Annotated in this window: 7 protein-coding genes; 6 read left to right on the top strand and 1 reads right to left on the bottom strand. The window is 71.7% G+C overall.

Features of this window, described 5'->3' with window-relative positions; all coding sequences use genetic code 11:
• From WML84_RS10385 to WML84_RS10370, 4 genes are all read left to right on the top strand, one after another.
• On the top strand, positions 1-227 hold a 227-nt coding region (locus tag WML84_RS10385), incomplete at its 5' end, for a hypothetical protein (RefSeq protein WP_347346070.1).
• A gap of 10 nt (positions 228-237) precedes the next feature.
• Positions 238-2,565 carry a PEP/pyruvate-binding domain-containing protein gene (locus WML84_RS10380; protein ID WP_347346069.1) on the top strand — a complete coding sequence of 776 codons (2,328 nt, stop codon included), beginning with the start codon at positions 238-240 and terminating at the stop codon, positions 2,563-2,565.
• 104 nt (positions 2,566-2,669) lie between these two features.
• Positions 2,670-3,503: a hypothetical protein gene (locus tag WML84_RS10375; RefSeq protein ID WP_347346068.1), complete on the top strand. Its 834-nt coding sequence runs from the start codon at positions 2,670-2,672 to the stop codon at positions 3,501-3,503.
• Entirely contained in the window at positions 3,406-4,182 is a 777-nt protein-coding gene (locus WML84_RS10370) for an HNH endonuclease signature motif containing protein (RefSeq protein WP_347346067.1), read from the top strand. Before WML84_RS10375 ends, WML84_RS10370 begins: the two co-directional genes overlap by 98 nt.
• A 111-nt stretch (positions 4,183-4,293) precedes the next feature.
• Here WML84_RS10370 and WML84_RS10365 read toward each other — a convergent pair whose 3' ends face one another.
• Positions 4,294-5,025: a hypothetical protein gene (locus WML84_RS10365; protein ID WP_347346066.1), complete on the bottom strand. Its 732-nt coding sequence runs from the start codon at positions 5,023-5,025 to the stop codon at positions 4,294-4,296.
• Between the two features lie 80 nt (positions 5,026-5,105).
• Here WML84_RS10365 and WML84_RS10360 point away from each other — a divergent pair, with 80 nt between their 5' ends.
• Complete coding sequence (locus WML84_RS10360; RefSeq protein WP_347346065.1) at positions 5,106-7,457, top strand: excinuclease ABC subunit UvrA; 2,352 nt, start codon at positions 5,106-5,108, stop codon at positions 7,455-7,457.
• Positions 7,457-8,749 (top strand): DUF3516 domain-containing protein (locus tag WML84_RS10355; protein WP_347346064.1); only part of this gene is annotated, 1,293 nt, incomplete at its 3' end. The genes WML84_RS10360 and WML84_RS10355, both read left to right, overlap by 1 nt.

The following is an 8,749-nucleotide window of genomic DNA, read 5'->3' as shown; positions in this document are numbered from 1 at the left end:
CGACCTCCGCGGCGGTGCGGCAGGCCGTGCTGCCCGGGTGGGTCGCCGGGGTCGCGATCGCGCTCGTCGTGGCGCTCGTGGTCGGTGCCGTCGTGGTCGGCGTCTCGTTCCTCGTGCCCGAAGGTCCGCTGCGGACCGTGCTCTGGGTCGTGGGCGGCGTCCCGGGCGGTCTCGCGTGGGTGGGCTACCCGGCGGTCTGGCTGTGCGTCGCCGCGACGGCGAGATGAGGAGGCATCCATGGACCTGACGACGGCGACCGGCCTCGGCTCGGTCGACGAGCGCGCCGGAGGCAAGGCCGCGGGTCTCGCGGCCCTCATCGCCGCGGGCCTGCCGGTGCCGCCGGGCATCGTCCTCGACCCTCGCGGAGGGACTCCCCATGTTCTGGCGACGCTCGCCGCCGACGTGGCGCGCGAGCGGGGCTGGACCGCGGTCGCGGTGCGCTCGTCGGGTCGTGACGAGGACGGCGCGGAGCGCTCGAGCGCGGGCGCGTACGAGACGGTGCTCGACGTCCCCGGAGACGACGTGGCGGCCCTCGCCGAGGCGATCGCCGCCGTGACCCGCTCCATGGGCGACACGGCGGCCGGCGTCATCGTGCAGCGCATGGTCCCCGCGGATGCCGCGGGCGTCGCCTTCACCGTCGACCCGCTCACCGGCGGCCGCTGCGTGGTCGTGAACGCGGTGGCGGGACTCGGCGACGCGCTCGTCTCGGGAGCCGCGACGCCGTGGGAGACGCGACTCGTCCGCGGCGCGGGGGAGTCCGTGACCCTCCCGACACGCGTCGACGGGCCGCTGGACCATGCCGCGCTCGGAGAGGTCGCGCGGCTCGCCATCGCGGCCGAGACCGTGCGGGGCCGTCCGCAGGACGTCGAGTGGGCGGTCGATGACGGCACGGTATGGCTGCTCCAGTCACGGCCCGTCACCGCGCTCGTCGAGCAGATCCGGGTCGAGATCGTCGTGCCGCCCGGATACTGGGTGCGCGATCCCACGCACGGCAGGCTGCCGCGCACCCGCATGACCTCGAGCGTCGTCGACGAGAACGTCGCGACCCGTGCCATGGTCGAGGAGTCGGGCACCCTCGCGACCTTCCGCGGCGCCGTCATCGGCGGCTGGCACTACGTCACGATCGTGCCCGTGGGAGCGCCGCCGCCCGCACCCGGGAAGAGGCCACCGGAGCTGCCGGGCTGGCTCGTCTCGCTGCTCGTGCGGACGTCGCGCGAGGGACGGCGCCAGTTGCGCGCGGCGCGGCGGGCGGTGGCGACGGATGCCGCGGGCCGGCTGCACCGCGAATGGGACACGAGACTGCGCGACGAGCAGCGGGCGCGCATCCTCGCCTGTCAGGACGTGGAGCTCGGCGGTCTCGACGACGCGGCTCTCGCCGCGGAGCTGCGGACGCGCGCCGAGACGATGCGCCGGAGCGCCGAGCTGCACTTCCGTCTGGGCGTGCCGTACGAGTTCGGCATCCATCGTCTGGTCGCCTTCTGCGCGCGGCGGCTGGGCTGGACCGCGGACCGCTCCCTCCAGCTGCTGTCGGGCCTGGCCGACGTCGCCTCCGAGCCCGGGCGCGAGCTCGCGGCGATCGCGGCGATGCGCGAGGACAGCGCCGAACGCGTCGAGGCGCTGGAGCGGTTCCGGCGATTCTTCGGATGCCGCGCGCTCGACATCGAGGTGGCCGAGCCCACGCTCGCCGAGTCGCCGCGTCTGCTCGACGCGCTGATCGCCGCCGCCGGACGCGCCGGGACGGCGGACACGGCCGCGGCGCAGTCCGCCGATCGCAGCGCGCTGGCCATGCTCGCGCGCGCCGTCCTGCCCCGCGCCCGGGTGGCGGAGTTCGACGAGGTGCTCGCCAACGCGGAGCAGGTCTACGGTCTGCGCGACGACAACGTCTTCCTCCAGATCGACGCTCCGCTGGCCGTCCTGCGCTACGCGGCGCTCGAGGCGGGTCGCCGGCTGGCGGAGCGGGGGACGATCGACGGTCCCGAGGACGTGTTCCATCTCACCCCGGAAGAGGCGGCCGACGCGCTGGAGGCGAGTCTGCCGCTCGACGATCTGCGCGAGCGGTCCCGCCGCGCGCGGGGCGAGCGGGCGTGGGCGATCGCGCACCCGGGCCCGCTCAGCTACGGCGACGATCCGGGACCCGGCCCGAGGTTCACGCTGCTCACCCGCGCCGAGCGCACGCCCACCGAGGCGATGATGCTGATGGGGGAGCTCATCATGCCGGCATCCGTCGACGCCGCGGCCGTCGCCGACGGCGTGCTGCGGGGGACGCCCGCGTCGCCCGGACGTGTGACGGGTCCGGTGCGGCTCGTGCATGCCGAGGCCGACTTCCACCGGCTGCAGCCGGGCGACATCCTCGTGTGCCCCGGCACACGGCCGTCGTGGTCGGTGATCTTCCCGCTGATCGGCGGCCTCGTCGCCGACGGGGGCGGTTCGCTGTCGCATCCGGCGATCATCGCCCGCGAGCACGGCGTCCCGGCGGTCGTCGCCGTCGTCGGGGCGACGGGGATGCTGCGCGACGGCGAGGTCGTCACCGTGGACGGCGGCGCGGGCACGGTGACGCGCGCCTGATCGTGAGCTCAGTCATCGCCCAGAGTCTTGCCCCGCGTTGCGATGGATAGGCTTGCATATCGATCATATCACCCAATGTCGGAGGGTCATGGCACACTTCATGTATGGGATTCCTCGAAGATATGAGCGACGCGGTAGGGCGGCTCGGTGTGTTCGTGGAACTCAACGTGGCCGCGGGTGAGCTGCCCGCATCGGCAGTCGGCCTCAGTGACGCGTCCGTCCGGGACGCGCTCGGGATGGTCACGGGGTTGCAGAGGCAGGTCGCGACATTGCAGGCCGTGCTGGTCGGAGTCGCCGCCGCACGCTCTGGACGTGACCGCGGGCACGGCGGGCTCGTGCAGGGCACTGGGCATCGCAACGCGGTGGAGTTCATCCGCGACGTGACCGGCGTGAGCCGAGGTGAGGCGATCCGGGCCGTGAAGGTCGGCGAGGCACTGCTCGACGGGCACGGCGATGGGAACGGCAACGTGGCCGATCCGACGCGGCCGTTCGACGCCGAATCGGATGCCGCCGCCGCGGCGCCGCCGTGGCATGAGCCGTTGCGGGTCGCGCTCCTCGCCGGGGCGCTCACGACCGGTCAGCTCCACGCGATCAAGACCGGACTCGGTGAGCCGCCCGTCATTGACGGACGCGACGCCGACACGGTGCAGGAGGCATGGCGCGGTGCCGCGCGAGAGCTCGCCGCGGAGGCACACCTGTGCACGGTGGAGGACCTCGCGTCCCGGGCGCGGGTGTTGCGGGACCTGCTCGACCCCGCCGGCGCGGAGGACCGGTACGCGGCCCGGTTCGGGAAGCGGTCGTACCGGTGGTCCACCACCAGTGACGGGCTCCCGGCGGCGCATGTCGTGTTTGACGAGGAAGGCGGCGCCTGGTTCCGGACCCTCATGGACCGCGTTGTCCCCTCGCCGTGGTGGGCCGAGGTTCGTCAGTGCGGATGAGAAGAAGCAGGCGGAGGAGCTGGTGGCCGATCCGCGGTCGAATGAGCAGCTCGCGTACGACCTGTTCCTCGACGTCGTGCGCGCCGGGGCGCTCGCGAACGTGAAGGACGTGTTCGGGGCGAAGGAAGCCGGCGTCCGCCTGGTGACGTTGACGGACACGGTCACCGGGGAGCACGCGCACCGGGACGCGTTCGGCAGGCTCGTCGCCACCGCCCAGTCCGATGACGGGACTCTCACGGTCCCCGGGGCGGTGCTGGAACGGGCGCTGTGTGTGACCGGGAGTATCGAGGTGCACTTGGACACCCACGGCAATCCCCTCGACCTGGGGCGGGAGCAACGGTTGTTCTCCGCCCGGCAGAAGCTGGTGATGGCGATCCGAGACGGCGGGTGCCTGTGGCCGGGCTGCGACCGCCCGCCCGCGTACTGTGAGGCGCATCACGGCGAGCATTGGGCCGATGGGGGTGCCACGGACTGCGCCTCGGGGGTGTTGCTGTGTCGCTATCATCACCTTCACTTGCATAACGCGGGCTGGCGCATCGAACCCGTCGCCGGCGGCGGATTCGTCCTCCACACCCCACCAGGCATGAACCTCGACCCCATCCCGCTGCGATCCAAGTCCTCACTCAGGTGGTTGTGGGACCCACCACCCGACAGACCCGGATGGCGAAACGCCGCCTAGCGATGCCCCGCATCGGGATGGACCGTGCCTGGATGCCGAAACCCCGGCATCCCGTCAGGATCGAAGCAGCGCGACGCGGTGCGCGCGGGCGAGGAGTTCCGCGCCGAGGAGCTACACGTCCGCGCGCGGTCCCGGCGGCTCGTCCGCCGCGAGCACCGGTGCGACGAGCTCGGCCACCGTGATGCCGCGGCGCTCCGCGGCGGCGGTGAGTCGCGCGGCGAGCACCGGATCGACGCCGGACGCGTGTGGCCGGGAGGTGTCGGGCAGCAGGAGCGACGACACGGGGACGACGATCGCGCCGAGCGCGGTCAGGATCGCGACGATGCCGTAGAGCCGCATGAACGCGTCGCCGGATTCGTCCGACCAGACCAGGTAGACCGTGAGCGCCAGCAGCAGGGCGATGAGCCCGAGCGTCACGAGCAGCCCCACGCGCACGAACGGTCGACGTCGGCCCCCGAGCAGCAGGAGCAGGGAGGCGAGCGACAGCGCCGCCGTCGCCGCGACGCCCGTCAGCTGCAGGCGGAGACCGTCACCCCAGTCGCGCATCCACGAGCCGTTCCAGATGAGCGCGGTGAAGTATCCCGCGGTGAGGATCGACACCACGACTCCCGCGATGCCGACGGCCTGCGGGGGACGGCCGAGAAGCGTCGCACCGCACAGCACCGCCACGCTGAACGCGCCGATCGTCACCGTCGTGACGAGCACGCGATTCGCGGTCTCACCGAGCTCGCCGGCGAGCAGCACCGCGATGCCGAGCACCGCCGCGACGCCGAACGACGCGACGATGAGCCAGACGAGGGTGCGGCGCAGCACGATCACGCGCCGGACTCCGGGGTTCGTCATGTGTGCACCTTAGCGAAGCCCCGGCATCCGGTCAGGATCGGAGAAGCGCGGCGTCGGAGGGGCAGGGCAGACTGGACTGCATGCCTGAGACCGCCGTGCACATCGCCGACAGCCACAACGTCATCCGTGTCGTCGGCGCCCGCGAGAACAACCTCAAGAACGTCGACGTCGAGATCCCGAAGCATCGCCTCACCGTGTTCACCGGGGTGTCGGGCTCGGGCAAGTCGTCGCTCGTGTTCGCGACGATCGCGAACGAGTCGCAACGGCTCATCAACGAGACCTATCCGACGTTCGTGCAGCAGTTCATGGGCCAGCTGAGCCGGCCCGACGTCGACGCCCTCGAGAACGTCAGCCCCGCGATCGTGGTCGACCAGGAGCGCATGGGCGCCAATGCGCGCTCGACCGTGGGCACCGCCACCGACGTGCACGCGATGCTGCGGCTGCTGTTCAGCCGCATCGGCAGTCCGCACGTCGGGTCGCCGCAGGCGTTCTCGTTCAACGTCCCCTCGGTGTCGGGCGCCGGCGCGGTGACGTTCGAGAAGGGCGGCAAGAAGGTCAAGGAGCGCCGGTCCTTCCAGGTCACCGGCGGCATGTGCGCACGCTGCGAGGGTCTGGGCCAGGTGAGCGACGTCGACCTCGACGAGCTGTTCGACCGCAGCAAGTCGCTCGCCGATGGCGCGATCACGATCCCCGGGTACAACGCCGACGGCTGGATGGTGCGCGGCTTCACCGAGTCGGGCTTCTTCGACCCCGCCAAGCCGATCCAGGACTTCACCGAGCAGGAGCTCGCCGACTTCCTCTACAAGGAGCCGACCAAGGTCAAGATCCAGAACATCAACATGACCTACGAGGGGCTCATCCCCAAGATCACCAAGTCGATGCTGCAGAAGGACCGCGACGCGCTCCAGCCGCACATCCGCGCGTTCGTCGACCGCGCCGTGAAGTTCATGCCGTGTCCGGAATGCAAGGGCACGCGCCTCAACGAGGGTGCGCGGTCGTCGACGATCGGCGGCGTCAGCATCGCGGATGCCGCGGCGATGCAGCTCACCGACCTGTCCGCGTGGCTCGACACCGTCGACGACCCGTCGGTGGCCCCGCTCATGTCGGGCCTGCGCCAGACCGTCGCGTCGTTCCTGGAGATCGGGCTCGGCTACCTGTCGCTCGAGCGCGCCTCCGGCACGCTGTCGGGCGGTGAGGCGCAGCGCATCAAGATGATCCGTCACCTCGGGTCGTCGCTCACCGACGTGACGTACGTCTTCGACGAGCCCACCGCGGGCCTGCACCCGCACGACATCCAGCGCATGAACGGGCTGCTGCAGCTGCTGCGCGACAAGGGCAACACGGTGCTGGTCGTCGAGCACAAGCCCGAGGTGATCGAGATCGCCGACCACGTCGTCGACCTCGGCCCGGGCGCCGGGCGCGCGGGCGGCCAGATCATGTTCGAGGGCGACGTCGCGGCTCTGCGTGCCTCCGACACGATCACCGGCCGCTTCTTCGACCACCGCGCGCGGCTCAAGGAGTCCACGCGCACGGCGAGGGGAGCGCTCGAGATCCGCGGCGCGACCCAGCACAACCTCAAGGACGTCGACGTCGACGTCCCCCTCGGCATCCTCACCGTCGTCACGGGCGTCGCCGGCTCCGGCAAGTCGTCGCTCATCCACGGCAACGTGCCGGCCTTCGACGACGTCGTCGTGGTCGACCAGTCGCCCATCAAGGGCTCGCGCCGCTCCAGCCCCGCGACGTACACCGGGGTGCTGGATGCCGTCCGCGCCGCGTTCGCGAAGGCCAACGGCGTCAAGCCGGGGCTGTTCAGCGCCAACTCCGAGGGCGCGTGCCCGGCCTGCAAGGGGCTCGGCGTCATCATCACGAACCTCGGCTTCACGCAGACGGTCGAGACGCTGTGCGACCTGTGCGAGGGCTCCGGCTTCAGCGACGAGGTGCTGGAGTACACGCTCGACGGCAAGAACATCGCCGAGGTCCTCGCGATGACGGCGGCCGAGGCATCCGAGTTCATCTCGAAGGGCCCCGCGCACACGACCCTCGCCCGCATGGTCGACGTCGGGCTCGGCTACCTCACGCTCGGGCAGTCGCTCAACACCCTCTCGGGCGGTGAGCGACAGCGGCTCAAGCTCGCGATCTCGATGGCGAAGAAGGGCGCGATCTACGTGCTCGACGAGCCGACGACGGGGCTGCACCTCGCCGACGTCGACAACCTGCTCGCGCTCCTCGACCGTCTCGTCGAGGCCGGCAACAGCGTCATCGTGATCGAGCATCACCAGGCGGTCATGGCGCACGCGGACTGGATCATCGACCTCGGGCCGGGCGCCGGCCACGACGGCGGCGAGATCGTGTTCGAGGGCACCCCCGCCGACCTCGTGGCGAAGGCCGAGACGCTCACCGCGCAGCACCTCCGCGCCTACGTCGGAGGATGATGGCGCCCGCGCTGCTCGACCGGGTCCCGGTCGGCGCCGACCCCGACGCCGTCTACGACGGGTTCGTGGCGTGGGCCGCCGACCAGGGGCTGACGCTCTATCCGGCCCAGGACGAGGCCGCGATCGAGCTCGTGTCGGGCGCGAACGTGATCCTGTCGACCCCGACCGGCACCGGCAAGTCGCTCGTCGCGGTCGCCGCGCACGTCGCGTGCCTGGCGCGCGGGGGCCGCACGTACTACACCGCGCCGATCAAGGCCCTGGTGAGCGAGAAGTTCTTCGCGCTCGTCGACATCTTCGGGGCCGCGAACGTCGGGATGGTCACGGGCGACTCGTCGGTCAACGCCGACGCCCCGATCGTGTGCTGCACGGCGGAGATCCTCGCGAACCTGGCGCTCCGACAGGGGCCGGACGCGGCGGTCGACCAGGTCGTCATGGACGAGTTCCACTACTACGGCGACCCCGACCGCGGCTGGGCGTGGCAGGTGCCGCTGCTGCTCCTGGAGCGCGCGCAGTTCGTGCTCATGTCGGCGACGCTCGGCGACGTCACCGACATCGCGGCGGATCTGTCGCGGCGGACGGGGCGGGCGACGGCATCCATCACCGGCGTCGAACGACCGGTGCCGCTGCACTTCTCCTACGTGCGGACCCCCGTGCACGAGACGGTGCAGGAGCTGCTCGACACGTCGCAGGCGCCCGTGTACATCGTGCACTTCTCGCAGGCGGCGGCGATGGAGCGGGCGCAGGCGCTCTCGAGCGTCCGCATCGTGAGCCGCGCGCAGCGCGACGAGATCGCCGAGGCGATCGGCGGCTTCCGCTTCACGACCGCGTTCGGCCGCACGCTGTCGCGCTACGTGCGCGCGGGCATCGGCGTGCACCACGCCGGCATGCTGCCGCGCTACCGTCGGCTGGTCGAGACGCTCGCGCAACGGGGGCTGCTGCGGGTCATCTGCGGCACCGACACGCTCGGCGTCGGCATCAACGTGCCCATCCGCACCGTGCTGATCACCGCGCTCGCGAAGTACGACGGACAGCGGATGCGGCAGCTCACGGCCCGCGAGTTCCACCAGATCGCGGGTCGCGCCGGCCGTGCCGGCTACGACACCGCCGGCACCGTCGTGGTCATGGCGCCGGAGCACGAGATCGAGAACGCCGCCGCGATCGCGAAGGCGGCGGGCGACCCGAAGAAGCTCCGCAAGATCGTGCGCAAGAAGGCGCCGCAGGGGTTCGTGAACTGGGGTGAGCCGAGCTTCGAGCGCCTCGTCGCCGCCGAGCCCGAGCCGCTCGAGCCGCAG

Source organism: Microbacterium sp. (assembly GCF_039812165.1).
GTDB lineage: Bacteria > Actinomycetota > Actinomycetes > Actinomycetales > Microbacteriaceae > Microbacterium.
This window is presented reverse-complemented; position numbering and strand designations above follow the sequence as displayed.

Coding starts and splice junctions, on each gene's coding strand:
- WML84_RS10380 (WP_347346069.1), top strand. CDS start 238: ATGGACCTGACGACGGCGACCGGCCTCGGCTCGGTCGACGAGCGCGCC.
- WML84_RS10375 (WP_347346068.1), top strand. CDS start 2,670: ATGGGATTCCTCGAAGATATGAGCGACGCGGTAGGGCGGCTCGGTGTG.
- WML84_RS10370 (WP_347346067.1), top strand. CDS start 3,406: ATGTCGTGTTTGACGAGGAAGGCGGCGCCTGGTTCCGGACCCTCATGG.
- WML84_RS10365 (WP_347346066.1), bottom strand. CDS start 5,025: ATGACGAACCCCGGAGTCCGGCGCGTGATCGTGCTGCGCCGCACCCTC.
- WML84_RS10360 (WP_347346065.1), top strand. CDS start 5,106: ATGCCTGAGACCGCCGTGCACATCGCCGACAGCCACAACGTCATCCGT.